Annotated in this window: 16 protein-coding genes; 5 read left to right on the top strand and 11 right to left on the bottom strand. The window is 73.6% G+C overall.

Going from position 1 to position 25,777, the window contains the following annotated elements; genetic code table 11:
• Nucleotides 1-12: 12 nt before the first annotated feature.
• Nucleotides 13-417: a CATRA system-associated protein gene (locus ACZ6SQ_RS17195; RefSeq protein WP_469562375.1), complete on the bottom strand. Its 405-nt coding sequence runs from the start codon at nucleotides 415-417 to the stop codon at nucleotides 13-15.
• On the opposite strand from ACZ6SQ_RS17195, the gene ACZ6SQ_RS17190 reads away from it, so the two are divergent.
• Nucleotides 418-2,568 carry a CATRA conflict system CASPASE/TPR repeat-associated protein gene (locus tag ACZ6SQ_RS17190; RefSeq protein ID WP_469562373.1) on the top strand — a complete coding sequence of 717 codons (2,151 nt, stop codon included), beginning with the start codon at nucleotides 418-420 and terminating at the stop codon, nucleotides 2,566-2,568. It begins immediately after the preceding gene.
• A 248-nt stretch (nucleotides 2,569-2,816) separates the two neighbouring features.
• Entirely contained in the window at nucleotides 2,817-5,201 is a 2,385-nt protein-coding gene (locus ACZ6SQ_RS17185; protein WP_469562370.1) for an ATP-binding protein, read from the top strand.
• Here the strand turns inward: ACZ6SQ_RS17185 and ACZ6SQ_RS17180 are convergent.
• Complete coding sequence (locus ACZ6SQ_RS17180; protein ID WP_469562367.1) at nucleotides 5,165-6,115, bottom strand: helix-turn-helix domain-containing protein; 951 nt, start codon at nucleotides 6,113-6,115, stop codon at nucleotides 5,165-5,167. The genes ACZ6SQ_RS17185 and ACZ6SQ_RS17180 overlap by 37 nt on opposite strands.
• A 214-nt stretch (nucleotides 6,116-6,329) precedes the next feature.
• On the opposite strand from ACZ6SQ_RS17180, the gene ACZ6SQ_RS17175 reads away from it, so the two are divergent.
• The 3 genes from ACZ6SQ_RS17175 to ACZ6SQ_RS17165 all read left to right on the top strand — a co-directional run bounded on the left by ACZ6SQ_RS17175 (nucleotide 6,330) and on the right by ACZ6SQ_RS17165 (nucleotide 7,747).
• Nucleotides 6,330-7,049 carry a hypothetical protein gene (locus ACZ6SQ_RS17175; RefSeq protein WP_469562364.1) on the top strand — a complete coding sequence of 240 codons (720 nt, stop codon included), beginning with the start codon at nucleotides 6,330-6,332 and terminating at the stop codon, nucleotides 7,047-7,049.
• A 29-nt stretch (nucleotides 7,050-7,078) separates the two neighbouring features.
• Nucleotides 7,079-7,252, top strand: a complete 174-nt coding sequence (locus ACZ6SQ_RS17170; RefSeq protein WP_381084933.1) for a hypothetical protein — start codon at nucleotides 7,079-7,081, stop codon at nucleotides 7,250-7,252.
• Nucleotides 7,253-7,360: 108 nt separating this feature from the next.
• On the top strand, nucleotides 7,361-7,747 hold the full coding sequence (locus ACZ6SQ_RS17165) for a hypothetical protein (protein ID WP_469562361.1): 387 nt from the start codon (nucleotides 7,361-7,363) through the stop codon (nucleotides 7,745-7,747).
• A 135-nt stretch (nucleotides 7,748-7,882) separates the two neighbouring features.
• Here ACZ6SQ_RS17165 and ACZ6SQ_RS17160 read toward each other — a convergent pair whose 3' ends face one another.
• The 9 genes from ACZ6SQ_RS17160 to ACZ6SQ_RS17120 all read right to left on the bottom strand — a co-directional run bounded on the left by ACZ6SQ_RS17160 (nucleotide 7,883) and on the right by ACZ6SQ_RS17120 (nucleotide 25,118).
• Nucleotides 7,883-8,599: a hypothetical protein gene (locus ACZ6SQ_RS17160; protein ID WP_469562359.1), complete on the bottom strand. Its 717-nt coding sequence runs from the start codon at nucleotides 8,597-8,599 to the stop codon at nucleotides 7,883-7,885.
• 11 nt (nucleotides 8,600-8,610) lie between these two features.
• On the bottom strand, nucleotides 8,611-8,985 hold the full coding sequence (locus ACZ6SQ_RS17155) for a CATRA system-associated protein (RefSeq protein WP_469562356.1): 375 nt from the start codon (nucleotides 8,983-8,985) through the stop codon (nucleotides 8,611-8,613).
• Nucleotides 8,986-9,016: 31 nt separating this feature from the next.
• Nucleotides 9,017-12,781: a CHAT domain-containing protein gene (locus ACZ6SQ_RS17150; protein ID WP_469562355.1), complete on the bottom strand. Its 3,765-nt coding sequence runs from the start codon at nucleotides 12,779-12,781 to the stop codon at nucleotides 9,017-9,019.
• 277 nt (nucleotides 12,782-13,058) lie between these two features.
• Nucleotides 13,059-15,461 carry an SDR family NAD(P)-dependent oxidoreductase gene (locus tag ACZ6SQ_RS17145; RefSeq protein WP_469562353.1) on the bottom strand — a complete coding sequence of 801 codons (2,403 nt, stop codon included), beginning with the start codon at nucleotides 15,459-15,461 and terminating at the stop codon, nucleotides 13,059-13,061.
• Nucleotides 15,458-16,879, bottom strand: a complete 1,422-nt coding sequence (locus ACZ6SQ_RS17140; RefSeq protein WP_469562351.1) for a cytochrome P450 — start codon at nucleotides 16,877-16,879, stop codon at nucleotides 15,458-15,460. Before ACZ6SQ_RS17140 ends, ACZ6SQ_RS17145 begins: the two co-directional genes overlap by 4 nt.
• Complete coding sequence (locus tag ACZ6SQ_RS17135) at nucleotides 16,876-19,644, bottom strand: SDR family NAD(P)-dependent oxidoreductase (RefSeq protein WP_469562350.1); 2,769 nt, start codon at nucleotides 19,642-19,644, stop codon at nucleotides 16,876-16,878. Before ACZ6SQ_RS17135 ends, ACZ6SQ_RS17140 begins: the two co-directional genes overlap by 4 nt.
• Entirely contained in the window at nucleotides 19,641-22,922 is a 3,282-nt protein-coding gene (locus ACZ6SQ_RS17130) for an SDR family oxidoreductase (RefSeq protein WP_469562347.1), read from the bottom strand. The genes ACZ6SQ_RS17135 and ACZ6SQ_RS17130 overlap by 4 nt, the downstream gene beginning before the upstream one ends.
• Nucleotides 22,919-24,361, bottom strand: a complete 1,443-nt coding sequence (locus ACZ6SQ_RS17125; RefSeq protein WP_469562345.1) for an acyltransferase domain-containing protein — start codon at nucleotides 24,359-24,361, stop codon at nucleotides 22,919-22,921. Before ACZ6SQ_RS17125 ends, ACZ6SQ_RS17130 begins: the two co-directional genes overlap by 4 nt.
• 28 nt (nucleotides 24,362-24,389) lie before the next feature.
• Nucleotides 24,390-25,118, bottom strand: coding sequence for a 4'-phosphopantetheinyl transferase family protein (locus ACZ6SQ_RS17120; RefSeq protein WP_469562344.1), 729 nt, complete (start codon nucleotides 25,116-25,118; stop codon nucleotides 24,390-24,392).
• Nucleotides 25,119-25,777 lie beyond the last annotated feature (659 nt).

Here is a 25,777-nt window from a genome sequence, read left to right as displayed (position 1 = left end):
GGTGGCCCGGCCTCAGTGCCGCTCGTCGTCGCCGTCGGCCTTCCCGGCCGTGCCCTCGCCGGGGTCGGCGATGATGTGGACCAGGGAGGTGAGCCGCTCCCTGAGGGGCTGCGGCGGCGGCACGTCGGCAGGGTCGACGATGGGGTCCGCCCGGTTCGGGCTGAGGACTTCGAGCCGGGACACGGCCCTGCCGAGAGCGACTCCGTCCCCGGACTCCCACGCGGCGGCGAGCGCCTCGACCGCGGCGGCGGGACGCGTCCAGGCGGCAGGGGGAAGGCGCCATATGGTGACGTCGCGGAGCCCGGTCGAGCAATGCGGCGTCGATGCCTGTACCGGGTGAATCCGACCTAGACTGCATGAACTCAACTGTAGCGAGTGCGCCGGGAGCGGCGACGCGAGACGGGGGTGTACCGGCACGTGCCCGAGCGAGAGATGACGGGGTATGAGCTGACTGAAGGTCAGGTCACCGAGCAGGAGGTCGCGGTCCACCTCTTCGTCCCGCTGGACGGCGTACGTGTCGAGGAAGGGCTGTCCTCGGTGCGGGAGATATGGCGGCGTTTCCGTGAACTCCAGCACGCGGACACGGAGTTGTACGCCGCGCTGCCCGTCCTGGTGCCGGACCTGCTGCCCGGCCCGCCGGAGCACGGCTCGGTCGCGGTGGCGGGTGTGCAGTCCGCCGACCGGCTCGACCAGGCGATCCTGCGCCGGCACAAGGAGATCCTCAATCTGTCGGTCCTGCTCGGCGCGGGTCCGGGCCGGGAGTGGTCCGGGTTGCGCGAGCGGCTGGAGGCGATCACCGGCCCGCTCGGAGAGTGCCATCTGGGCTCGGTGACGATCGAGTTGGGCCGAGCGGCGCGGGGCGCTCCGGCCGGCGTGGACGTGCTGGAACCGGAACGCGGCGGCGATGCGGACCCGCGGCGGCTGGTGCGGTTGCTCGCCGGGGCCGGTGCGGAGGGCCGGCTCAGCGCCTGCGCGTGGTCCGACGCGGGCGACCCGGAGATGCCGTACTTCGTCCGCTACTTGATGCATGTGACGGCGATCCGTCACCAGCACCGGGCGTATCGCTGGCTGGCGGAAGCCAGGGCCGCAGGATCGACGGGACCGCTGGCCGTCGTGCGGGCGCACGGCGCCCTCACGGACCGCGAACTGCCCTCGACCGAGGAGGCCCACTACGTCCATGACGCGGTGGACGGCAACTGGGAGAACGCGCGTACGGCCCTCGCGGCCTCGGGCCTCGACGGCGGGGCCGTGGCGGAGCGCGACCGGCACTTCTCCTCGTCGTTCCTGTGGTGGCTGAACGACATCCTCGCCCGGCTGAAGCAGTCCGGCGTGGGTGATCCCCGGTTCGAGCCGGGGCGGCCGGTGCGGGTGCTGGTCGTCGCCGACGAGTGGTTCCCGGCGCGCGGGGGCCTGAGCTCGTTCAACAGCAAACTGTGCACCGCGCTCGCCGGGCAGGGCGCGGACGTCCGTGTCATGGTCGAGACCGTCGGCGAGGAGGAGCGGGCCGACGCGGCGAGATGCGGGGTGCGGCTCGTCGGCGTCGCACAGCCGGGGCTCAGCAGGGACGCGGCGCTGTCGGCGCCCCCGGAGTTCGCCGACGGGTTCGTGCCCGATCTCGTCATCGGGCACGGCAGGGTCACCGGACCGGCGGCCAGGGTACTCGTCGAGCGCTACTTCAAGAACGCCGCGCGCCTGCACTTCCTGCACGTCGAGCCGGATCAGGCGGAGGCCTACAAACCCCAGGCCGAGGGGGACTTGGCCGTTCGCGCGGAGCAGCGCACGGATCTGGAACTCGGGCTCTGCCGCGGCGCGCTGCACCCGATGCCGGTCGGCCACCGGCTGGAACGGGCGCTGTGGCCCCACCTCCGCACCCCCGAGTACGAGGACCTCGCCGCACCCGTCCGCATCGACCCGGGCTTCGACGGCGGGGCGTCGGCGACTCCGCCGAGACCGGGGGAGATCCCGCAGATCCTGCTGCTGGGCCGGCTCGACGACGCCGATCTGAAGGGGCTGGACATCGCCGCCCGCGCGGTGGGCAGGGCGGCTCCCCACGCGGCCGGTCCCGGCTCGTGGCATCTGTTCGTACGCGGGGTGCCCGTCGGTGAGGCCGACACGCTGGCGGCTCAGGTCAGGAAGTGGGTGGGCAACTCCGCGGTCGACGTCGTGCCCCGCAGCTACTCCGCCGATCCCCGGCGGATCAGGAACGACCTGGCCCGCGCCACTCTGGTTCTCATGCCCTCGCGCGCGGAGGCGTTCGGTCTGGCGGGCGCGGAGGCGATCGCCGCGGGAGTGCCCGTGCTGGTCAGCGGCCGCAGCGGACTGGGCATGCTGCTGCGCGCCCAGAAGCTGCCGGTCGCCGACCGGGCCGTGGTCGACGTGGAAGGCGCGCGAGGCTCCCGCAAGGCCGACGTCCAGACCTGGGCGCGGGCCGTCCACGCCGTCGTGCGCAATCCCGAGGCCGCCTTCCGTGACGCAGCCGAACTCCGCGACGCCATGGCCGCCCGCTACACCTGGGCCGCGGCCGCCGCCACCGTACTCGGCTGTGTCCGCCCCGGCACGGCCGGCTGACCACGGGCACGGATCGGCCCTCCACGTCCTGTCGGCGGACATGGAGGGCCGGGGCGGGCGCGGTACGGCGTTCAGTGGGTCTGCACGGCTGTCGTCCTCCTGCGGCAGGCCGAGGGCCGATATCCCCTCGGCGTGGAAACCGCAGGCAAACACGCGGATCGGTCCGGGCGCCCGCCGCTCTGGAGCACACTGGAAACGTCTGGATCCGCGCGGAGCGGAGCCGTGGGACTCTGCGCGGAGGAACGGCGGTGAACGAAGCCACCTGGTCACCCGACGAGGACGCACCGGCATCGACACAGCGACTCGCGGTCGAACTGACCCGTGCCGTCCTCCAGGCCGAGAAGCGCTCCGGCAGAACACTGGACCGGCGAGAACTCGCCGGACGCCTCAACGTCTCCACCAGCAGCCTGTACGCCTACCTCAACGGCACCACCCTGCCCGGCAGCGTCGTGTTCGACGCACTCCTGGACGCGCTGGGTATTCCGGGCGCGGAGGCCGGCCGGCTGGCCACCTTGCGGGACGAGGCCGACGCCGCCCGGCGGCTGCGCCCCACCGCCGCCCGCGCCCAGGCAGCCCGGACCCCAGCCGCCCCCACCCCACGGCAACTGCCCCTGAGCCACCCGGTGTTCGTCGGCCGCGACGCCGAACTCGCCCGGATGGACGCGTTACGGAGCCCGCCCGCCGACCGCGTCACCGGCGGTGCCCGCGTGGCCGTCGTCGAGGGCACCGGCGGCGTCGGCAAGACCGCGCTCGCCCTGCACTGGGCCCACCGCGCACAAACCCACTTCCCGGACGGTCAGTTCTACATCGATCTCCGAGGCTACGGCGGCGACGCGGTCGTCGACCCGGGCGAGGCACTGCACGGCTTCCTCCAGGCCCTCGGCGTCACCCCCGCCGCCGTGCCGACGGACACCGCCGTCGCCTCCGGGCTGCTGCGCACCCTGCTCGCCGGGCGCCGTGTGCTCATGGTGCTGGACAACGCCCGCTCCACCGACCAGGTACGGCCGCTCCTGCCCTGCGACTCCGGCTCCGTCGCCGTCGTCACCAGCCGCAACCGCCTCGACGGCCTGGTCGTACGCGAAGGCGCCCTGCGCATCGCCCTCGACGTACTGCCCCGCTACGCCGCCCGCACCCTCCTGGAACGGCAGATGGGCGCCGAGCGGGTCGCCCTGGAACCGCGCGAGGCCGACGAACTCGTCGACCTGTGCGCCCGGCTGCCGCTCGCCCTGAGCGTCGCCGCCGCCCGCACGGCCGCCGCGCCCCCCGGCTCGGTCGGCGCGCTCGTCCGCGAACTGCGCCGCAACCGCCGGCCGTTGGAGCTGTTCGGCACGCAGGACGCGGACGACGACCTGCGGACCGTCTTCCACGGTTCGTACGCGCTGCTCCCGCCGCCCGCCGCCCGTCTCTTCCGGCTCCTGGGCTGCCACCCCGGACCCGAGATCGACGCCTTGGCCTGCGCGGGCCTCATCGGTACCCACGACCCGCCCACCGCGCTCCTCGACAGCCTCACCGCCGCCTACCTCGTCCGCGAGCACACCCCCGGCCGCTACACCCTGCACGACCTGCTCCGGCTCTACGCCGTGGAACTCCTCGACAGCGGCCCGCCCCAGGAGCGCCGGGACGCCACCGAACGGATGCTGCGGCACTACCTGGACACCGCGCGCCTGGCCGACCACCGTCTCGAACCCTGGCGTCCGACGGCCGGCGAGACACCGGAGCCATCCGCCGGGCAGCCGCAGATCGACGACCGCGCCGGCGCGACCGGCTGGTTCGAGGCGGAGCTGTCCTCGCTCCAGGCCGTCATCGCCCAGGCGGCCGCGACACCGGGCCTGGAACCGTACGCCTGGCGGCTGGCCGACGCCTGCGCCGTCCATCTGCGCCGTTCCGGCCGCCGCGCGCAGCGGGCCGCCGTGCACGCCCTGGCCCGTGACGCCGCGGACCGGGCCTCGGACGACGCCGCCCGTGCCACCGCCACCCGGCGGCTCGCCGACGCCCTCTCGCGGCTGCACCGCGCCGAGGAGGCGCTCCCCCTGCTGTACGAGGCCCTGCGCACCTGCCGCCGCCTGAGCGACGACGAGGGCGTCAGGGAGGCACGCCTGTCCCTGGTCCGGGTCCACGCCTCTCGCGGCGACCCCCGCCGGGCACTGCCCCACGCCCGGCTCGCCCTCGCCATGGCGGAGCGCACCGGAGACCCCCTCGCCCTCGCCGACGGCCTCACCTCTGTGGCACAGCAGTGGGAACGCCTCGGCGAGCACACGGTCGCCCTCGGGCACGCCCGCCGCGCCCTGGTCCTCTACACCCGGCTCGGCCACCTCGACGGGCAGGCCGGCATCCTGATCGGCATGGGCCGCGCCGAACAGGGCCTCGGCCGGCCCGACGCCGCGATCGGCCACTACGAGCTCTCCCTGGACCTCGACCGCGCCCTGGGCGACCGCTACCGCGAGGCCCACGCTCTGGACCACCTCGCGGACGCCCACGCGGAACTCGGCCGGGACAAGGAGGTGACGGCCCTCCGGCAGGAGGCCCTCGGCCTGTTCGAGGAACTGCACCATCCCGACGCCGAGCAGGTCCGCGCCAGACTGCACACCGCAGGGGACTATCCCGCGCCCGACTCCCGCCAGCACAGCCCGTAACCGTAGCCCACCTTCATTGCCTTGAACTCGGCTTCCACCAGGCCCCGTTCGTCCGGGCGCAGGACCGGGGCACCGGGGTTCCGCTCGTAGATGACGGCCGTCGGCACCCCCGCCAGCCGCCACACCGCGCGCGGCGGCCGCGCCCGGTCGAAGCGGACCCGCAGCCGGAAGTGCTCACTGCGGGTCAGCGGGACATGCACGAAGTGCGGCGCCATCGGCTGGGCCGGAGGAATCCGCAGCCGCACCTCGTACACATGCCGCGTCCCGGCCCTCAGCGGCGCCGGCAGCACGAGCGCGCGCTCGAAGTAGCTCTCGTACCGCGGCCCCTCGTCCTCCAGCCGTCCGCCCTGGACGACGGACGTCTCCAGCCCGTGCCCCGGAGTGGTGTCCCCCGCGCGCCGGGGCACGCTGACGCCGACCGGGATCCGGGCCAGACCGTCGCAGGTGGCGACCACGACCCTGCGCTCCAGCGCCTCGGGCGTGGGGGTGTCCAGCCGCAGCAGCGTGGACACGGACTCCGTGTACCAGCCGTGCGGCTCGGTGCGCCCGCAGTCCGCCGGGCAGTGCTCGGCATGCACACCGCCCGCCCGGCCCGCCGTGTCCTCCCACGGCGGCGGGGTGACCTCGGCCAGGCCGTCCGGACAGTCGGGGTCCAGGGCCCGGCGCACCTGCGACCAGAACACGCCCCACCGCGGCACATCGCCCCCGCACGCCCGGACGATCGCCAGTGTGACCGGACGGCTGGGATGGCTCTCGCCGCGCATGGCGTCGCTCACGGTCGTCTTGCTGAACCCGGTGCGGCGGGCCAGCTGGACCAGTGTGAAGCCGGCCGATCCGCGCAGGTCCCGAAGCCAGTACGCGAAGAGCCGGGTCGGTGACCCGTCCAGGACGATCTCCTTCTGCGGACGCCCCATCGTGCTCAACTCCCCTTCTCGGCAGCGCCTTTGCCGCCGAAGTCGCCGCCGAGTCTCGCACAGGGCCGACGCCGCGTCCCGGTCCCGTTTTCCGGAGATGGTCCGGTTCGCCGGAGAACCGTTGAGGCCGAACTCCGTCCCTTGTTACACAGGTTGCGCCCGGCTCCGGTGCGCCCGCATCGGCCGGTTCCTGCTCTTGTGCCAGGAGAAGACCATGGCCTTGTTCCCCCGGACGCCTCGCGCCACACGGCTGCCGGCCGATGTGGTGGCGCGTATGGAGCGGTTCGGCCGCTTCGAGTTCGACCCCGTCGGCACCGACATCGACGCCTCGGACGTCTGGTCCGAACTCCAGGCCCCGTTCCTGCCGTTCGCGCAGTCGGACCCGGAGGGCTTCGCCCGCGCGCTCGCGGACGCCGTACTGCCCGCCGGCGGCTTCGCTCTCTTCGGCGCCGCCCGCACGGTGTGGAACCTGGTCGGCTCCGACTTCGGCAGCCCGGCCTACGACGCCGTACGGATGGCCGCGCTGGAGTTCTTCCGGGCGAACGGGGTGCCCAACAGCAGGCTGTCCGCCGACGACTGGCGGTTCTGGCAGGAGAACCGCTCCGAGCCCTGGCTCCTGGGGCGGCCGCGGCCGGCTGCGGGGGAGGCACGGATCGCGCCCCTGGCACCGGGGGAGTCGCGCCGTATCGCACGGATCACCGGGGCCCCGGACTCCAACGTCGTCTACGCGGCAGCCGCCCCTGACGGCCGTTTCGTGGCCGTCGTCGACGCGCCGACCAGCGACACCGACCCCACGCGGGCCCGCTTCGACTGGGTGACGGCGGACACGCTGTACGACCTCTACATCCGGATCGGGGAGACGTTCCAGACCCCCGTCCACTGGGTCGCCGAGGAACTCCTTCCCTTCATTCCCCTGCCTCCGTCCCGTTTCTGAGACCACCGACTCCCCAGGAGAGAAGAGACATGGCCAAGGGCCGCAGCTGCCAGGTCTGCCGGCAGCGCATGAGCGTCAAGAGCGAACAGCGACAGCCGATGGGCTCGTGGGTCGTCTACGAGTGCCGCAACCCCGCCTGCAAGAACTGGATCGACAGCGGTCAGCGCTACCGGTTCAGCGAGAAGGTCTTCGAGGACAAGTAGGGCGGGCCGGGCAGGGGCTACCTGCCCCCACGCGACAAGAACAGCGATCAGAGCAAGCGGCGCAGGGACGACGAACTGCGCGGACACACCTAGCAGGGAGCACAGCGCATGGCCAAGTCACCGGTGGAGATAAGGACCCAGTTGTCGATGGCGGAGGCGGCCGACGTCTTCCGCCAGGCGATGCGGGTGAGCTGGTGGAACGAGAACATCACCGGCGCGGGCACCACCTTCGAGCAGCCCAGCGGCTCGGTCTTCGACACCGTGGCCGAGGATCTGCCCGACTTCGCCGTGATGGCGTTGCTCGGCGGCCGGGGAGCCGAGATCCAGAAGTCCGCGGTGCACATGTACATGTGGAACCGGGGCGACCACCGGGAGATCCTGCTCGGCGTCGGACGCAACCTCGGCTCCTTCGGCATCAAGGCGAACCGCAAGATCCGGCGGTACATCGAGACGCTGACGGTGCTCGACCCGGCCCTCAAGTACTCCGGGATCTGAGCGGCCCCTCGGCCCCTCCGCTCGCCCCCTCGGGCCGCCCTACGGCCCGAGGGCACCAGGATCACCCGGCGCGGGGGGCCGGGTGCTCCCTTCATGTCCAGGCGCGGGACCCGGTGCTCCGTATCGTCCAGGCGCTCAGCCGGCCGTCGTGAACGCCTCCACCGACACGTCCCTCTCCAGCTCCGAGCGGTGGAACGAGTAGACGTCTATGTGGGAGACCTTCACCAGCAGGCAGTAGCGGTCCACCGAGGTGACCGACGTCGCCACCCGCGCGTACTCGCGCCGCAGGAAGTGGACCGCCGCCTGGTTCGCCACCGAACTCTGACCGCACACCAGCAGCACCGGCCGGCTCGACTCCGGCGGGGTGAACTTGGCGACCACCGCGTACTCCTGATGCCCCCGATCGAAGTAGTAGCTCTCCCCGCCGACCACGATCGCCACCGAGTCGGGGCGTTCGCTGAACGGTGTGATCGTCAACCCGGGCAGATGGGCGGTGAGATGGCCGCCGGTCCGCGGATTGGATCCGCCGATCGGCCCGCCGACGCAGAACTCGGCCCGGTCGCCGTTGCTGCCGCGCAGGTCGCCCGACTCCACGCTGACCCGGCAGCCCAGTTCGCTCAGCAGCACGGTCAGTTCGACGACCGCCCGCAGATCCCGCTGCTGGGTCGTCCCCGGCTGCCCGTGCTTGGTGCCGACGACGATCACGCAGTGCTCGCCCGGCCGGGTGCCGAAGAAGGCGGCCTTGCGGTACAGCGCCCTTCTGTGGCGTCCCCGCTCCCACAACGAGCCCAGTCCGAGCCCGACCAGGCTGGTCAGCAGACCGATCGCGACATTGGCGAGCAGCGACAGCATCGCGTCGCCCGTCAGTTCCGCTCGGCCCGGGCGGGCAGCGGGCCGCCGGGCGGGGAGTCCGGGTCGAGCGCGTGCACGAGGGCGACCACTCGCTCGCGATACGGCTCCGGCAACGGCACCTTGGCGTCCTGCGGAGGCGGGTCCTGGGGGCCCTCGATCCGGGCGACCCGGCTGTCCGACAGCTCGTCCAGCTCGACGGTCAGCGTGTCCAACGCCGCCGCGTCCCCGGCGGCGACGGCCGCCGACAGCCTGTCGAGCAGGTCGGCGACCTCCACCTCCCACTGCTGCCGCGGCAGCCGCCACTCCTCCAGCATCAGCCCCAGCGCCAGACACGCCGCCTCGGCCGTCTCGGGGTCGACCACGGCCGCGTTGTCCGATGTGCTCACACCGTCGTCCTTTCGTTCGGCTCGTCGTCCGTCAGCGCCCGGTGTGGACGTACGGCGCCCAGATGCGCGGTGCGTCGGAGTGCCGTGTCCGCAGCGCACGGACGATCTCGTGCACGGCCCGCGCGGTGTCGGTGACGTCGAGTCCGGTGCCGTACGTGCGCAGAGAGCGGTACAGACGTCGCGTCAGCCGCACCGACACCAGATCCGTCGCTTCCCACAGCGCGCCCACCACCTGCGGATATCCGGCCGTCTGGAACGCCGACGTCAGATGGACGGCCTCGTCGGGGAGCCGGTCCGTGCGCGTCGTGTGACAGGCCAGCAGGACGGCGAGCTGGGCGTTCGGCAGATGCCTGCGGGCCACTTCCAGCACCCCGAGCGGCCCGTCGGCCAGCTCCAGATGGCTCCTGGAGGGGTCCTCGGCGTCGCTGAGGCCGTGACACGCGAAATGCACGGTGGCCGCGGAGGACAGCTCCGCGAGAACCCGTTCGACCGTCGCGTCCGGCCCCTGCACGGTACGCAGCGCGCCCAGGGTGCGGGCCATCGCCGCCACCTCGGCCACGGACGCGCCGTCCCGGCCGCCGGCACCGGTGGGCCGCCGAACCGCCAGGAAGGGCCCGGCGCCCCCGCCCGGCGCCGCGGCCTGCCGGGCGTGCCGCAGGGCCCTGATGCTCGGCGTGTACGAGGAGGCGACGCGGTCCAGCACCGAGCGCCCGGCGCCCGGCGCGGCCGCCCGGTGATGACCGGCGGCGTGCAGCGGCAGATGAGCCAGCGGCCCGGACGCCGACCACCACAGCCTGGGCACCGCCTCGCGCGGGACGCCCTCGGGGAGCGGCCGCGTCAGGCCCGCCGCCGTGAGAACCGGTTCCGCGATCGCGTCCCACAGCCATTCGAGGGTGGCGAAGGTCGTCTCGGCGGCCTCCTTGCGACGGGCGGGCGATTCACCGGCCCCCACCGAGACCGCCGCGAGGAAACGCCGAGCGGTGTGCGCGAGCTGCCCCTCGGTGACGTCGAGAGGGACGAGGCCGATGCCCCCGGCCGTGACCACGAGGGCATCGGAGCGCAGCCGGTCGATGTTGATCAGCACGATCGGCCCCTCCTTCGCCTCGTGCCGCATCTGCTCGGCGCTCGGCGGCAGCAGGAAGTGCTCGAACCCGTTCAGTCCCCGGATCCGCCCCAGCAGCCGCTGCCACTCCTCGGCCACCGCGTGCTGCTCACGGATCCGCGCGGCCTCGCCGCCGGCCGACGGCTGTGGGCCAAGGCCGTCCGGCGCCACCGGCTTCTCCGCCTCCCGCAGCCGGTGGGCCAGGGCGGTGAACTCGCGCGCCGTCCCGGGATGGACGGCGGCCAGGTCGGAGACATCGCTGCGGACCTGGATGTCCTGCCCCATCAGCACCGCCCGCCCCTGCTCCAGCAGCGCCGCGGCCTGCTCTGTACGGCCCGCGGCGAGCGCCACGGCGCACGCGGTGCGGGCCAGGCTCGTACCGGCGAGCCGGTCCGGGAGGTCGGTGGAGCGCCGGGTGCCGGCCGGTCCCGGATAGCGGCGGCCGAGCAGCGCGGTGCGCAGCATGGCCTGGCGGTCGTCACGGTTCAGCGCCTGCGACACGATCAGCGGCAGCGCCTGGAGCGCGGCCTCGGCGGCGTCCGTCGCCAGGGCCCAGTCGTGGCGCTCCACCGCCTCACCGAGGGCGTTGCGCGCTTTGTCGAACCGGGCCTGCGGCGGCAGCACCCGGTCGGCCGCCGGGTCCCACGAGACGGGTTCCTCGTCGCCGTAGCGGTACCAGGTCACGGCGTCGTGGGCACGGCGGACGCCCTCGGCGACCGTGGCCAGGGCGGGACGGAGCAGCTCGCGCAGCTCGGCCAGCTCGGGCGAGTACTCCGGCCGCTCCGGCAGGGCTTCGAGACCGCGCGCCGCGAGATCGGTGAGCCGTGCCGCCTCCTGGGTCCCGGCCACGTCCCGGCGCATCCAGGACAGCAGGGCCAGGGCGTGCGCGTACGGGATGACGCAGCCCAGCCAGCTCGCGGACATCTCCGGGAACCGCCGTACCGCCCAGGCCAGCCCGTCGCAGGCGCGGGCGATCGTCGGCATGTCCTGGTGCAGTGTCCCGTGGGCGATCCGGTGCGTCTCGACCGCGCAGAGCAGCTCCTCGTACCGCGCGCTGGTGGGTGAGAGCAGGGCCAGTTGCTCGTCGCCGCGGCGTACGGCCCGCTCCAGGTGTTCCGGGTCCTCGCTGAAGGTGAACCGCGCGACCATCAGTTGCACGAGGACGCTGGCGAAGTGGCCCCGCCGCCCGTCGGACAGCGGCCCGGTGAGCACGGCCTCCAACTGGTCCACGGCGAGAGCCAGTCGGCGCGGATCGCTGACGCCGTTGCCGAGCAGGGCGGCGCGCGCGGCGACGACGTCCGGCGGCAGGCCTTCGAGGTCCTCCTTCGACGCGGGCTCCGACGGCCCGGTGTCCTCGGGCGGCGCGGGCGGCCATGCGACCGCGGCGTGCCCGGCGCGACTCGGCGGCGCGTCCGCCGTGGCGGGCCGTGCGACACCGGTGAAGGGGGCGAAGTCCTCCGGGCCCGGACCGGGGGAGCGCACACCGGGCCGCCCCGGCGGTACGTACATCTGCATGGGCGGCAACTGCACCCCGCTCAGCAGCGGTCCCAGGAACGGCAGCGCCAGCTTGAGAAGCCGCGTGAAATTGAACGGCGACCGCTTGACCAGCTGTTCCATCTTGGCGCACATCGCCCGCTTCTGGATGACATGCGGCAGCAGGGGGTGCTCCGGGGGCAGGTCCCGCTGCAGCGCCGCCCACAGTTCGTCCGAGCGCCGAAGGTCGTCGACCGACCCGGTGAAGACGGCCCGCGCGGCCAGCAGCGCGGGCATGTTCCCGGCGTACATCCCGTTGTCGTCGGGCGGCGCGCAGGCCCGGTACGCCTCCAGCTGCGCGATGGCCTCGTGGACCACCTCCTCGTCCGGGTTGCGCGGCAGGGACGCGGTGAGGGCGAGGGAGAACATGAGATGGGCCGAGGCGGCCTCGTCGTCTACCACGCGGGTGCCGTGGCGCCGGGCGTGCTCGACCGCCCGCAGCGCCGAGCGGCCGGCCCTCAGCGCCAGCCGGATGCCCGCCGCGTCGGCCGGCCGGTCGCGAAAGCGTGTCAGCGCCACGTGGACCGCGGTGCAGCTGACGGCACCGGCCTCCACATGGTCGGCCGAGATCCCGGCGAACGCGGCCTCGGCCCACCGCCCGGCGTCCTCCAGCACGGACCTGTCACCGGACTCCAGGCGGAAGATCGCGGTCTGGGTCAGCCTGGTCAGCAGACAGGGCCGGACCAGGTCGTCCTCGGGCAGCGATTCGGCCAGCAGCTCGGCGTGCGGATGCGACGGCCGGGGCGGCTCGAAGTGGCGCGGCGAGGGCTCCTCCGGATATCTCGCCGCGACGGCCACCGGATCGTCCGCCGGCCGGCCCTGGGTCTGGGCGGCGAGATGGTGGTGGACGTCGTCCGACAGTCGGTGGTCATCGAAGCGCAACGCCAGCGTGCGCTCGGCCAGCCACAGATGCAGCACCCAGCGAGGCCGCCGCTCGTCCTGCCGCGCCCCTACGTCGAGGGCGTACTCCATGACCGCCAGTGCCGCGACCGCGCAGTCACGGCCGCCCTCGTTCCAGGAGGCGCGCAGCAGTCCGGCCGCCGACGGAAGCCAGCTCTCCGGGTCCTCTCCGGCGCGCGCCGACCACCGTTCGACGTCCGGCGTCCACGCCGCCTCACAACGCTCCAGCGTGCGGTCCACGGCCGTTCGTAAATCTGACACGCCGCCAGTCTTCCCTGCCGCGCGCCCCTTTGGCCCCGGTCCGGAATTCTCCGGCAAACAACGCCCGCGGCCGCCAGGCGTTCAGAACGGCTCGAAGCCCGGCCGAACCGGACCGATCTCCCCGGCGGCCACCAGCTCCTCCAGTCCTCCGGTCCAGGTACTCCGGGGCGTCGCCTCGTGGCCGCGGCGCGCGGCTTCCGGAACAGCTGAGGTTTGCGTGCGGACAGGCCCGGGCGTGGCCCGGGCCTGTCCGTCGATGGGTGAGGTGGTGGGGGAGTCAGTCCGAGATCGCCACGCCCTCCGCCAGAAGGACCGGGACGTTGTCGCGGGTGCCCGTCCAGCTGCCCGACTCGTCGTCGTAGCCGAGGTGCTCGACGCGCTGGGCGCCGGGTGTCGCGGTGAGGCGGTGGGCGGTCAGGGTGCCCGGGGTGGTCCTGGGGGAGTGCTGGTCGGCCGCGCGGACGAGTGCCTCGACGGCTGCGGGGTCGATGGTGGGGAACGGCGGGAAGGGGACCGTCCAGAGGTCGGCCGGGTAGACGGCGGGGACCGTGCCCTCGCCGTCGAGGAGGTCGGGGGTGTCCGGGAAGAGCACGCCCTCCCAGGCGAGATGGCCGTCGTGTCGTCGGACCGTGCGCGGTGCGCGGCTCGTGGAGGCGGCGTCCGGGAGGCCGTCGAGCGGCTGCTCGCCGTAGACCAGGGTCAGCGACGCGACGTCCTCGCCCGTGTCGTCGCGGACGGAGACGTCCACGCACCAGTCGCCGTCACGCCGGACCCCTCGCGCCTCGCGGTGCAGGGCGAGCACGTCGTGGGTGAACCGCAGCCGCGGGAGGTGGACTCGCAGGGAGCGCAGCTCCCGCAGGTGGAGGAGGGGCCAGCCTTCGGGCACCACCCAGTCGCCCGCGGCCACCGCGTGTTCGAGGACGACGCTGACGGGGACGGCGAGGTCCCCGCCGACCCGGAACTCGGACAGACACGGATGCCGGCGCGCTTCGAGCGACAGCGAGGTGCGCAGCGTGCGGAAGATCTCGTACCGCTCGACCCTGCCCAGGTAGTGGTCCAGCGCGTGCAGGCGCGGCAGGTCGGGGTGGCCGGTGAGGGTGCCGAAGCCGCGGAGCTGGCCGGGGGAGAGGACGGCGCCGATCCGGCCGAGGAAGACGGCCTCGCCGGTGTGTCCGGAGGCGAGTTCGGCGGCCCACAGCCGGGCGCCCTCGGCGGGGTCGAGGGTGGAGACATAGCGCACGGCGGCCGCGTAGTTGGCGATGACGCCGAGCCGTTCCCAGGTCGGCCAGCACAGGGTCTGCACGGGCAGCCCGAGGTCGTCCCGGGCCCAGAAGCCGAGCCGGGCCAGCGCCTCGTTGCCCGCCGCGTAGTCGACCTGCCCCACCATGCCGCCCATACGGCCGGCCAGCGAACCGACGTTGCTCAACAGCCGCAGCCGAGACCGGCGTTCGGGCCGTGCGAGGACGGCCGTGACCAGATTGGCGAAGCCGGTGACCTTCACGTCGACGGTGCGGACGACGTCGTCGGCCGACTTCCGGTCGAAGCGGGCCGGTTCGTCGATGCCGGCGTTGTGCACGATGTGGGTCGGCCCCTCGCCCAGCGCGGCGAAGACACGCTCGACCTGGTCGGGGTCGGTGCAGTCGCAGCGCAGATAGTCGACGCGCAGCCCGTCGGCCGCCGCGCCCGCGAGGTTGCGGTGCACGGCACGGTCGTCCTCGGCGCGGCGCACCTCCCGGCGTACGCCGGCCAGCGCGGCGGGTGTCCGGGCGGTGGCGAGCCGCTCGCGACGCCAGCGGGCGAACTCCTCCTCGTCCAGGAGCAGTTCTCCCTCCGGCCGTGGGCGCTCACCCCGGCCGGTGACCACGACCCGGCAGCCGAACGTCTCGGCGAAGGCCCGGGCCGCCGCGAAGCCGACGCCCCGGGCGCCACCCGTGACGAGGACCGTGTCGCCCGGCCGCGGCGCCGTCGCCCCGCCGGGCGGCGGGGTCGGGGCGGGGCGCCCGGCGAGCACATGGCGCCGCCCCGCGCGGTAGCAGACCTCGAAGTCCTCCGGGCGTACGTACTCCTGGGCGACCGCCTCGGCGATCACCTCGGGCTCGGCACGGTCGACGTCGACCACGACGAGCCCGGCGGCGGGCAGTTCGCGGGGCAGGCATTTGGCCAGACCCGCCCAGATGCCGCTGAGCGGCTGCGGCACCGGTCCGTCGCCGTGGCCGCCGAGCCCGCCGAGATGGGTGACGGCCACATAGACGTGATGGCCGTAGCGGTGTTCGGCGGCCCAGTGCGCGTAGGCGCCGCGTACGGCCTCGGTCGTGCCGGCGAGCGCCCGGCGCCACGACGTGTCGCCCAGCTCGTAGGCCCGGCCGACCACGTTGAGATCGACGATGCCGTCCCAGCCGTCGGCGCTCGGGAGGCTCCCGGGCGTGTGGGTCACGACGCGGGCGCCGCGCCGCTCGAGGGCGGCGCCGACCGCGTCTACCAGGTCCCGCACCTCGCCCACCAGCAGCAGCCTGCGCCCGGCCAACGGTGCCGGCGCGGCTGCCGGACGCGGGGCCTCGACAGGCTCCCAGACGAACCGGCCCACCGGGCGGACGAAGGCCTCGGGGTCGAAGGCGGACAGATGCGGCCGCAGCGCCGGCCAGTCCCGGTCGGCGCTCCCGCGCAGGGCGGTCGAGGTCATCGGCGGCGCTCCTCTGCCGTCACCCGGATGCCGTTCTTGGGGAAGAGGGTGATGAACGCGCCGTTGCGGGGCGTCTCGTCGACCAGGGTGAGCCGGAAGCGGCCGTGCACCGTGGCCACCGCCTGACGCAGGAGTCCGAGCCCCATCCTCTTGCCGATGCACTGGCGGCGCCCGCCGCCGAAGGGCACGTAGGCGTTCCGGTCGCGTCCGGCGGAGGCCTCGGCCGTGAAGCGGTCCGGGTCGAAGGAGTCCGGGTCGGGCCACTGCCCGGGGTTGCGGTGGGCGGCGTACACGGAGATCAGGACCGGCGTACCCGCGGGGACGCGCCGGCCCGCGAGGACGTCGTCGCCGATCGTCTGCCGGGGGAACTGCCACACCGGCGGATGCAGCCGCAGTGCCTCGTCGACGACCCGGCCCGTGTACGGCAGCGAGTCGAGATCGGCGGACGTGGGCGGGCGCACTCCGCACACCTGGTCCGTCTCCGCCTCCAGCCGGTCGCGGACCTCCGGATGGCGGGCGGTCTCGTACAGCGTCCACGCCAGGGCGAGGGCGGTGGTCTCCACTCCGGCGAGCATCAGGGTCACCAGGTCGGACCAGAACGCGTCCTCGGGCAGGTCGGAGTCCCGGATCAGGGCGGCGACCTCGCCGCCCGAGCCCTCGTCGGCGTCGCGGCCGGCCTGGGCGATGACCCGTTCGAGGGTGCGCCGGGCCCGGCGCACGCGGCGCCGGTAAGGGGTGGGGACGAATGAGGGGGCCAGCTTCTCCAGGGAGCCGACCTCCTTGAAGACAGCCTCCAGCGCGACGCTCAGCGCGTCGGCGAACTCACCGCCGTCCCGCGAGAGATCACGGCCCACCAGGGCGTGACCGATGACCCGGCAGGTGAGCCTCATCGACTCCGCGTACAGGTCGAACGGGCTTCCCATGCGTGCGTGTTCGGTCCAGCGGGCGGTCAACTCCAGCAGGGCGGCGTCGGTTTCGTCGGAGCGCGCGGCGATCGCGCCGGGTGTGAAGGCCGGGTTGACGACCTTGCGGTGCTCGCGCCAGTCGGCGTCGTCGAGCGTCAGCAGGCCCTGGCCCATGAACAGGCGGAAGGCCTCGTAGTAGGCGCCACGGCAGTAGTTGTCCGCGTTGCCCTGGAGGATCTGCCGGACGGCCGCCGGGTCGGTCACCTGCACGGTGGGGTTGTGCGGGACCATCGGCAGCTTCACCACGGTGCCGTGGGCGTGCTGGGCGCGTACGGCGAAGCCCGGCGGGTCGGCGGCGTAGAGGATCGTGGAGCCGACCAGCGGCCAGGCCAGGGGGAGTCCGGTCGGTCCGTCGGGCTCCGGCGGCGGTGCCTCGCCCGCCAGGGCTCCGGTCACGGGGCAGCGCGGGGCGGTGTCCGTGTCACTGCCCCTCGGTGTGCTCTGACGCGTCACGATGTCGCCTCCTGGGCCTGTGCCGACGCCCGTCGGGCGAGGTCGGCGCCACGCGGACGCTCGCGGTAGGCGCCGGTGGTCTGGTTGATGTGGCCGAGCACCACACCGGTCATGTCCTTGATCTGGAGCACCACGTCACCGGCCGCGCCGACCGCCACCGCCCGGTTCGCCGCGCCGCTCTCCAGGTCCAGGCGCGCGGGCAGCGAGTACAGCTCCACGTGGGTCCCGGCGGCGGCGAGCGAGGCGTCGGTGTGGCCGCCGTACAGGTCGATACGGCGGATCGTGCGCGGGACGGCGAGCGGGGTCCAGTCGCCGCCGTGCCCCGGGAGTTCGGTCCGGTCCAGGACACACACGCGGGCCAGACCGTCCAGCAGCACGGACGGCACGACCAGTCCCGAGAACCAGCGGTCGATGCCGGGCCGGTCGGGCGCGTAGTGGGCGCGCCGGCCGGACGGATGGGTGCGGGTGCCGGCCGTCGAGACGAAGACACCGCTGAGGAGGACGGCGGGGTTGGGTACGTGGTAGGGATCGGACAGGGGCTCTGCCCCGTTGTCGTCCCAGTGCTGCCACTGCGGCGCGGCCACGTGTTCGTCGCGCAGGCGGACGCGTGCGCTGAAGTGCCTGCGGTCCTTCACCAGCACCCGCCCGTCCGGCGCCACGACGTCGCCGGTCACCTCGACGGCGACGACCGATTCCCGCGGCCCGTCGGACAGCAGCCGCGCGGTGATCTTCTTGGTCTCGTCACGGTCGGCCTTGTAGACCCGCAGGAACGACTCCAGGCGTACGTCCTCCACGACCACCGGAACGCGGCCGGGCACCAGGTGCATGGCGGCCTCGGCGGCGAGTTCGGGGACGAACGTGCCGGGCAGCGTGGGGTGACCGTTCACGACGTGCTCGTTCAGATAGGCGTCGCGGTCCAGGCCGAAGCGGCGTACGACGGTGAGCCGGCCGGGGGCGCGGTCCACGACGTCGTCGACGTAGAACTCGGGCAGTGCGGGGGTGGTGGGGACCGGTGAGCTCGCCCGCGAGGCGGGCCGGTTGCGGCAGAAGTCCAGATAGCCCGGTGCGGCCGCTTCGATGGCGGCGCGTTCGGCGTCGCCGAAGAACACCGTCACCGGCGTGTGCCGTCCGTGGTCCGCCTGGTCCAGCTCGTGCAGGAAGTGGTCGACGCCCTCGGCCGTGGGCATCGCCGTGAACTGGGCGCTCTTGGCGAGGAAGGTCCGCATCAGCGGCGTGGCGCCCAGGCCGACATCGCGCCACAGCGTCCAGCCGAGCGTGAACTCCCGTGTCCCGTGCGCGGAATGGTGCAGGGCGGCGGTGTTGAAGTAGTCGTTCGCGGCGCCGTAGTCGGTCTCGCCGGTCTGGCCCGTGAAGCCGACGAAAGAACCGAAGTTGCACCACAGGCGCGGCTGCCGGTCGCCGAAGGCCGCCTTGAGGTGGGCGTAGGAACGGACCTTCAGATCGCGGACGGTGTGGAAGTCCCTCAGCTGCTTCTGCTCGACCGAGGCGGCCCGGTTCGTTCCGGCGATGTTGAGCAGCAGGTCGACCCCGCTCTCCACGTCCGTGATCCGCCGTACGGTGGTCCGCACGTCCTCCGCGTCACGCAGATCGCAGCGGTGGTACGTGACCCGGTCTGCGCCGCACAGTTCGCGCAGCGCGGCGATCGTGGCGCGGACCTCGCGGGCGGAACCCAGCCGGTCGTAGGCCATGTTGGCCTCGCGCACGGTGAGCCGCTCCGGGCCCGTGGTGCGGGCCCGGATGAAGTCCTTGCGCTTCAGCCGCTCGTCGGCCCGGTCGCTGTCCAGGTCGGTCGAACCGATCAGGTGCAGCCGGGGCCGGTCGCGGCGGGCCAGGGCGAGCAGCAGCTCGGCGCCGATGCCGCGGGCGCCGCCGGCCGCGACCACCACCCGATCGCGGGAACCCCTCCCCGCCTCGACACGCTCGCCGGGTTCGGTGACGGCCTGCCACAGCAGCCGGGTGCCGCCCACGTGGTAGACGACCGGCAGCAACTGCGGTGTCGCGTGCTCGCGGGCCGCGTCCGGCTCGGCCGTGACCAGGTCGCGTGTCTCGTGCACGACCGCCAGGACCGAGGTGTCCGGCCACTCCAGCGCCAAGCTCTTGGCGAAGCCGGTGAACAGGCCCGCGCACGCGTGCGGGACGCGTGCGTCGTCGACGCCGCCGAGCACGAGCACGGAGAACGACTCGGGGCGCTCCGCGCGCTCGACGCATGCCTTCGCCGTGCGGAACATCGCGTCGTGCAGGTCGAGCAGGGCCTCGGAGGGGGCCGCCGGCTCGGCGTGCAGATCGACCAGGACGCGGATGTGGCGGGGCCGGGTCCGTGCGACGACGTCCTCGAGCGTCGCGTCGAGGGTAAGCGTCTCCACTCCGGCGACGTGGTGGCCGGTGTTCGTCAGGAGGGCGGTGCCGGCCGGGAACAGGTCCGGTGCCGGGTGGGTGAGGCCGGGGGCGGGCGCCGGGGCCAGCCGCAGGACATGACGGTCCAGGAGGTGCGGCGTGGCCGGGGCGGACTCTGCGCACTCGGCGGACCTGGCGGACTCCGCGGGTGCCGCGGTTTCTGTGGTTTCCGCGGCGACCGCGGGCGGGCCCGGGCGGCGCAGGGTGAGCCTCTGCACGGGGCCGCCCCGGCGCACCGGACGTTCAAGGACCGCCGTGGCGGCCGCGCTGTCCGCCCCGGTCAGGAAGGCGATCAGCTCGCGGGCGCCCTCGGCGCCCAGAAGGGTCGTGCTCTGCCGGGTGGCGCTCATGCGGCCGCGCTCCTTTCCATGACGGCCAGTACGGGCAGTCCGGCCTCTTCGGCGAGTGAGCGGCGCGTCACCACGAACAGGAACGCGCCCTCGGCGGCGGGGCGACCGTCGGCGTCGTTCCAGCCGGGCAGCGCCGCGCCGTTGACACCGGCGACCAGCGCCACATCGATCTCCTGGAAGCCGAGGTACAGCCCGGCCACGTCGAAGGCCTCCAGCAGCGAGGCCTCGCCCGCGTCCACGGTGAGACTCAGACCGCGCAGGTCGAAGTAGTTGCACAGCCGGGCGGCGATCACATTGGGCATCTCGCCCGGGAACGAGTCCTCGGTGGGCGCGGCGATCAGACCGGTGGCCCGTTCCTCCAGACGCTGGAGGAACTTCGCGGTCACGCCGGGTTCCTCGGATCCCGCCACCGCGTGGGCGATCTCGTCGAGATAGGCGCGGGTCTTGTACAGCAGCGCGTTGCGGGTGGCGCCGGTGTGTCCGACGACGACTCCGGCGTTCGTCCGCCGGTTCAGGCAGAAGTCCCGCACCTGTTCGTCGAGTTGCTGCACACAGCGGACCAGCATCAGCTGCGAGCGGTCCGTGGTGCGGGCCGTCGGGGGAGGCATCCGCAGTTCCTGGAACGGCGGCACGGGGTAGACGGTCCCGAACGACGCCTCGGGAGCGGGCCCTTCACCCGCGGCCCAGGCGGCGACCGCCGCCGCGTCCGGGTCGCCGGGCAGCCGGGACGACCAGCCGACCACGACCAGCTCGTCCTCGACGGGGGCGGGCAGCGTGATCGGGCTGCCGGACCGGGCGGCCGAGGGGTGGTCCTCGCTGAGGATCAGATGGGCGTTGGTGCCGCCGAACCCGAAGCCCGAGACGGCCACCCGGCGGGTACGGTCCGCCCGGGCCGGCCAGGCGACCGGTTCCTGCGGCACCCTCAGCGCCCCCGACAGCGCGGTGAGCGCCTCGGGCAGCCGCTCGAAGCGGTACTGGGCGGGGATCGTGCCGTGCCGCAGCGCGAGCAGCGCGTGGATCACGGAGACCACCCCTGCCGCCCAACCGCTGTGTCCCACCAGGGACTTGTTCGAGGTGACGTACATCGGCCGGTCACCGGCGTAGCGGGCGTGCAGGCCGGTGAACTCGGCCTCGTCACCGGCCGGCGTACCGGTGGCGTGGGCGATGATCCAGTCCACGTCCGACGCGTCGAGCCCGCCGCGTTCCAGGGCGCGTTCCACGGCGAGTTCCTGCCCCGCGGGTGCCGGAGCGTAGATCGCCTTGCCCCGTCCGTCCGCGGACAGCCCGATCGCCGACACTAGCCCGAGGACGCGGTCGCCGTCCGCACGGGCCCGGGACAGCCGTTTGAGGACGACGAGACCGGCGCCGTCGGAGAACAGCGCACCGTCCGCCCCGGCGTCCAGAGCGCGCACGGCGCCGCCCGCGGACAGCCCGTTGAGCTTGGCGAACAGCACCGAACCGCTCGGCGCGAGGGCGAACGAACCACCGCACACGGCGATGTCGCTCTGCCCGGACAGCAGGTCACGCACGCCGATGTCCATCGCGTAGAGCGAGGAGGAGCAGGCGGTGTCGACCATGTGCAGCCGGGTGCCGTCGGGCAGGATGCCGGCCATGGCGTCCTCCCCGATCCGGTGGGGGAGATACCCGGCCGTCGGGTCGTCGCCGCGGTGGAAGCGGCCGCGCAGCGCCTGCCCGATCGGCCCTTCGACCGCGTCGTCGCCGTCCTCGGCCAGGGTGTCCAGCGCGGACCGCAGCACGAAGGCCTCTTCGAGGTGCTGGCTGCCGTCAGGCGTGTAGCCGACACAGAAGGAGAAGCGGGCGTCAGGGGCGCGGTGCACGCCCTCCAGCGCCTGGTGGAGGCTGTGCCGCAGCCACAGGGTGGTGTGGTCCAGGCCGGCGGTGGCCCGGCCCTCGGCGCGCAGCCGCTCGTGCGGCTCGAAGGACGTGATGAAGCCGGAGCGGCGCTGGTAGGTCTTGTCCGGCGCGCCGCGGTCCTCGTCGTGGAAGCGTGCGATGTCCCAGCGGTCGGCGGGCGCCTCGACGAAGAGTTCGCGGCCCTCCAGCAGCAGTCGCCAGAACTCGTCGGGGGAGGAGGCGCCGGGGACGGCCAGGCCCATGCCGACGACGGCGATGGGGTCGTCCTCGTCGGCCGTCGTCCCGGCCGCCTCTTCGGCCGTCGTTCCGGCCCGCGTCCCGGCCGCCTCTTCGGCCGTCGCCCCGGTCCCGGTCCCGGCCGTCGTGTCGGCCGCGGCCCGGGGCTCCGGTGCCTCGTCGGCCGTCACGACGACCGGCGTCGTCGCGCCGGTCTCCGCGATCTCCGTCCCCGCGGCCGGTGACCTCGGCGCGGTCGCCCGTACGGCTGCCGTCTCCGGCCCGGTCTGCTCCGCAGCCAGCCCCTCGGCAGACGTCTCCTCCGCGGACGCCTGCCGTACAGGAGACGGGCTCGGCGACATCGCCGACCGCAGCAGCGTGAGGCCGCCGTCCGCCAGCAGCGTCTGCCCGGTGACCCAGCCGGAGCGCTCCGAGGCCAGGAAGACCACGACCTCGGCGAGGTCCTCGGGGCTGCCGAGGCGGGCCAGCGGTGTGGCCGCAACGGTGTTGGCGCTGACGTCCTCGAAGGCCGGGAACATCTGGCCGACGGGGTTGTCGATCAGCCCGCAGGACGCCGCGTTGACCCGGATGCCCTCCTCGGCGAGCTCGGCGGCGAGGTAGCGGGTCAGCGACTCCAGCGCCGCCTTGGAGATGCCGACCGGCAGGTAGTTGGCCGGGGCGGTGACCGACCCCAGGGAAGAGAGGTTGACGATGGCGCCGCCCCGGCGGGTGGCCCGCGCGAGCAGGGGGCGGGCGTAACGGGCGCACCAGAGCGGGCCCTTGACGTTGGTGGCGTACGTCCGGTCGAGCAGTTCCTCGGTGATCTCCTCGAACGGTACGAAGGAGCCGGCCGCGGCGTTGTTGACCAGGATGTCCAGGCGGCCGTGCTCCTCGCCGATCTCGGCGAACATCCGCTCGACCTGCTCCGGCTTGGCGACGGAGGCCCTGACGACCCTGACGTCCAGGCCCTGCCCGGTGAGGGTGCGGGCGAGGCCCTTGGCGGCGTCGTAGGAGTGGAAGCAGTTGAGGAGCACGGTGGCGCCCTGCCGGGCGAGGCGTTCCACGATGACCCGGCCGACGCTTCCGGCGCCGCCGGTCACCAGGGCGATGCGCCCGGTGAACTCGTCGTGCGGCACGGGCGGACGGGCGCTCTCGTGATGGGGTTCGAGCTCACGGCCGCTCATCATCGGGTGACCTCGCCCTCGGCGAAGCCGCCGCCCGCGACACCGGCGGCCACGAAGTCGACGACCTTGCCGAAGGTGTCGTAGTCCGCCACGCGCAGTCCGCTCGGCGGGGCGCCGAGGCCGAAGCGGTCGCCGAGCCGGCTCAGCAGCTCGGTCTGCTTCACGGAGTCGACGCCGAGGTCGGCCTCCAGCAGGACGTCGTCGGTGAAGACCTCGTGCGGGTACTCCATCGCCTCGGCGTACAACGTCCGCACCTGACCGGCGAGTTGGTCGCGGTCGACGTCGACGGCCTCCGACGCCGTGCCGGGTGCGGCCTGGACGGGCCGGGCGGCGGGCTCCGCAACCGGGTCCGCGGTGACCGGAGCGGCCGCGGTGACCGGCTCCCTCACCACCGCGGAGACCGCGACCGGCTCCCTCACCACCGCGGGGGCCGCGACCGACCGGACGGCCGCGGGCGCGCCCAGCGGATCGAGCAGCGCCTGCGCGGCCGCCGCGAGCCCGGCCTCGTCGTCGTGCCCCGCCAGCGGTGCCACCGTGTGCGTACCCGGCAGCGCCGCCTCGGCCAGGCTCGTCAGCACCCGTCCGGCGCCCATCTCGACGAAGGTCCGTGCGCCGGCCGCGTGCAGCGCGGTGAGGGACGTACGGAAGGCGATCGGGGAGACCAGGTGCAGCGCGAGCAGCTCGGCGAGGTCGTCGCCGTCCCGGTAGAAGCGGCCGAGGATCGGCGAGTAGACCGGCACGGTGAGCTCGTGGCGCTCGAACGAGGCGATACGGGTGGCGAGTTCGCGCCGGGCACCGGCCAGCAGCGGGTTGTGGAAGGGGTGCGGGGAGCGCAGGGGGACGGTGGTGATGCCGAGATGCCGGGCGATCGCCTCGGCGGTGTGGATGGCGTCGGCGGGGCCGGACAGGACCGTCTGGTAGAGGGCGTTGTCGACGGCCACCACCAGGTTCGCGTGGTCGATCAGGGCCACGAGCCGTTCGGCCCGCTCCTGACCGCATCGCAGCGCGAGCATCGAGCCGCCCCGGCGGTCGTGGGCGCGTACGACGGAGATCCGCTCGCACAGCACGGCGGTGGAGTCGGCCAGGTCGTAGGCGCCCGCGCAGGCCAGCGCGGCGACTTCGCCCAGACTGTGCCCCATGTGGAGCGAGGGGCGCACCCCGTTCCCGGTCAGCAGCCGGTGGGTGGCCACCGAGGTGGCGAAGATCGCCAGCTGAAGGGTGTCCGGGGCCTGCTGGAGGAGGGTGGCGGGGCTGGGCGGTGAGGGCTGGAAGAGGACCGAGGACACCTCCTTGCCGAGGCGCTCCTTGGCGACCTCGTCCACCACCTCGAAGGTGTCCCGCACAGCGCTCGTGCCACGCTCCCACAGGCCCGCGAGGGCCCCGGCACGGTAGGCGCCCTGCCCGGGGAACAGCGCGACGGTCAGGTCCAGATTTCGGTTCATGGGGTTCACGGGAGGACTCCAGTAGGGGTCAGACGCCCGATACGGCGAAGTGCTCGTCCAGGCTGGTCGGATCGGTCAGGTCCACCAGGCGCACGGCGTCGGCCCGGCTGCCCTCGACGGCGAGGGCGAGTGTGTGTCCAGAAGCGGTGCGCAGCAGCTCGAACCACCAGCCGGGCCCGCTGTCGCGCGGCTGCCGCGGGTCGTGGACGGTGACGCGGGCGGCGTTGCGCGGGGCGAAGGAGAACCCGTCGAAGTCGCGCCGCCCGCCGATGCCCAGGCCCTTGAGGTACGCCTCCTTGAGCGCCCACAACTCGGTGGTGCGCCGGGCACGTTCGGCGTCGGGCAGGGCGGCCAGTTCAGCTCGCTCGGAGGGCGAGAAGAACCGGGAGACATGGGCGGCCGACTCCTGCGACAGGGGGCCTTCCACGTCCACGCCGCAGGCGGCGCCGTCGGTCACGACGCAGACGACGAGGCCGTCGGTGTGCGAGAGATTGAACCGCACCCCGTACCAGCCGGGACTGGGCTCGGGCCGCCCGAACTCGTCGACGGGGAACTCCCAGCCGTCCACGGGATGACCGGTACGCGCACTCAGCGCGTGCCGGCACAGCAGCCGTCCGGCGAGGAACTGCCGACGCCGACGCGGCATCAACATCCTTGCCATGCGGGCCCGTTCCTGCTCTCCCAGCAGCCGGTCCTCGCCCATGCGCTCGACGAAGGCGCCCGCCGTGTCCTCGGGCAGCAGCCACAGGTCCGTCATCGCGTGCCCTTCGCGCGCTCGGCCGGGAACGGGAACGACAAGTGGCCGCCGAGCCCGCCTGGATACGGGTCCGAGGTCCTCATCAAGCCGACTCCTTCGTGTCCTTCGTGTGCCGGGTACGGGTGCCGGGAACGCCTTGCGGCGCGGACGTGCGGGTACGCGGGTGGGTGCCCTCGGGCCTGAACGGCCGGGCGGTGACTCCGAGGGGTGCGTCGGTGTCGGGCAGTGGGTGAGGTGTGCGGCGAGGTGGTCCGGCCGGCTGTGGCCAGCACATCACCGTGGCCACCCGGTCACATGAGTGGCAGGCACTCAAGCGGGCTCGGCCGGCAACGCCCTGACGGGAGGAGCTGCGAGGTGGCTTCGCCGGAGGCGCAGGGGAGTAGTGCCGCGTCATGTGTTCGATTTGAGTGGCAACTACTGGCGCCGCCGCCCTGGCCGAAATGATGTGCTGCTCCCCGCTCGGCTGCCGGGCCGGGTCCGGGCGTGCGGCGGCCGGGCATGAACAGCTCGAAGAGTTCCAGGACCGACCGTGCGGCGGCTACGAGGCCGGTGTGCGGGCAGCGGGGGGGGGGGGGGGGGGGGGGGGGGGGGGGGGGGGGGGGGGGGGGGGGGGGGGGGGGTGGTTTTCTTTTTGTTTTCTTTTGTTTCTTTCCCTTTTT

The organism is Streptomyces sp. NPDC048600 (genome assembly GCF_055587025.1).
Note: the sequence above shows the minus strand (reverse complement) of the source record. Positions and strands in the feature narration are given on the sequence as shown.

What these genes read in the sequence shown, in the direction of transcription:
- ACZ6SQ_RS17180 (WP_469562367.1), bottom strand. Translation starts at nt 6,115, where the DNA reads ATGGGGCGTCCGCAGAAGGAGATCGTCCTGGACGGGTCACCGACCCGG.
- ACZ6SQ_RS17175 (WP_469562364.1), top strand. Translation starts at nt 6,330, where the DNA reads ATGGCCTTGTTCCCCCGGACGCCTCGCGCCACACGGCTGCCGGCCGAT.
- ACZ6SQ_RS17170 (WP_381084933.1), top strand. Translation starts at nt 7,079, where the DNA reads ATGGCCAAGGGCCGCAGCTGCCAGGTCTGCCGGCAGCGCATGAGCGTC.
- ACZ6SQ_RS17165 (WP_469562361.1), top strand. Translation starts at nt 7,361, where the DNA reads ATGGCCAAGTCACCGGTGGAGATAAGGACCCAGTTGTCGATGGCGGAG.
- ACZ6SQ_RS17160 (WP_469562359.1), bottom strand. Translation starts at nt 8,599, where the DNA reads ATGCTGTCGCTGCTCGCCAATGTCGCGATCGGTCTGCTGACCAGCCTG.
- ACZ6SQ_RS17145 (WP_469562353.1), bottom strand. Translation starts at nt 15,461, where the DNA reads ATGACCTCGACCGCCCTGCGCGGGAGCGCCGACCGGGACTGGCCGGCG.
- ACZ6SQ_RS17135 (WP_469562350.1), bottom strand. Translation starts at nt 19,644, where the DNA reads ATGAGCGCCACCCGGCAGAGCACGACCCTTCTGGGCGCCGAGGGCGCC.
- ACZ6SQ_RS17130 (WP_469562347.1), bottom strand. Translation starts at nt 22,922, where the DNA reads ATGATGAGCGGCCGTGAGCTCGAACCCCATCACGAGAGCGCCCGTCCG.
- ACZ6SQ_RS17125 (WP_469562345.1), bottom strand. Translation starts at nt 24,361, where the DNA reads ATGAACCGAAATCTGGACCTGACCGTCGCGCTGTTCCCCGGGCAGGGC.
- ACZ6SQ_RS17120 (WP_469562344.1), bottom strand. Translation starts at nt 25,118, where the DNA reads ATGACGGACCTGTGGCTGCTGCCCGAGGACACGGCGGGCGCCTTCGTC.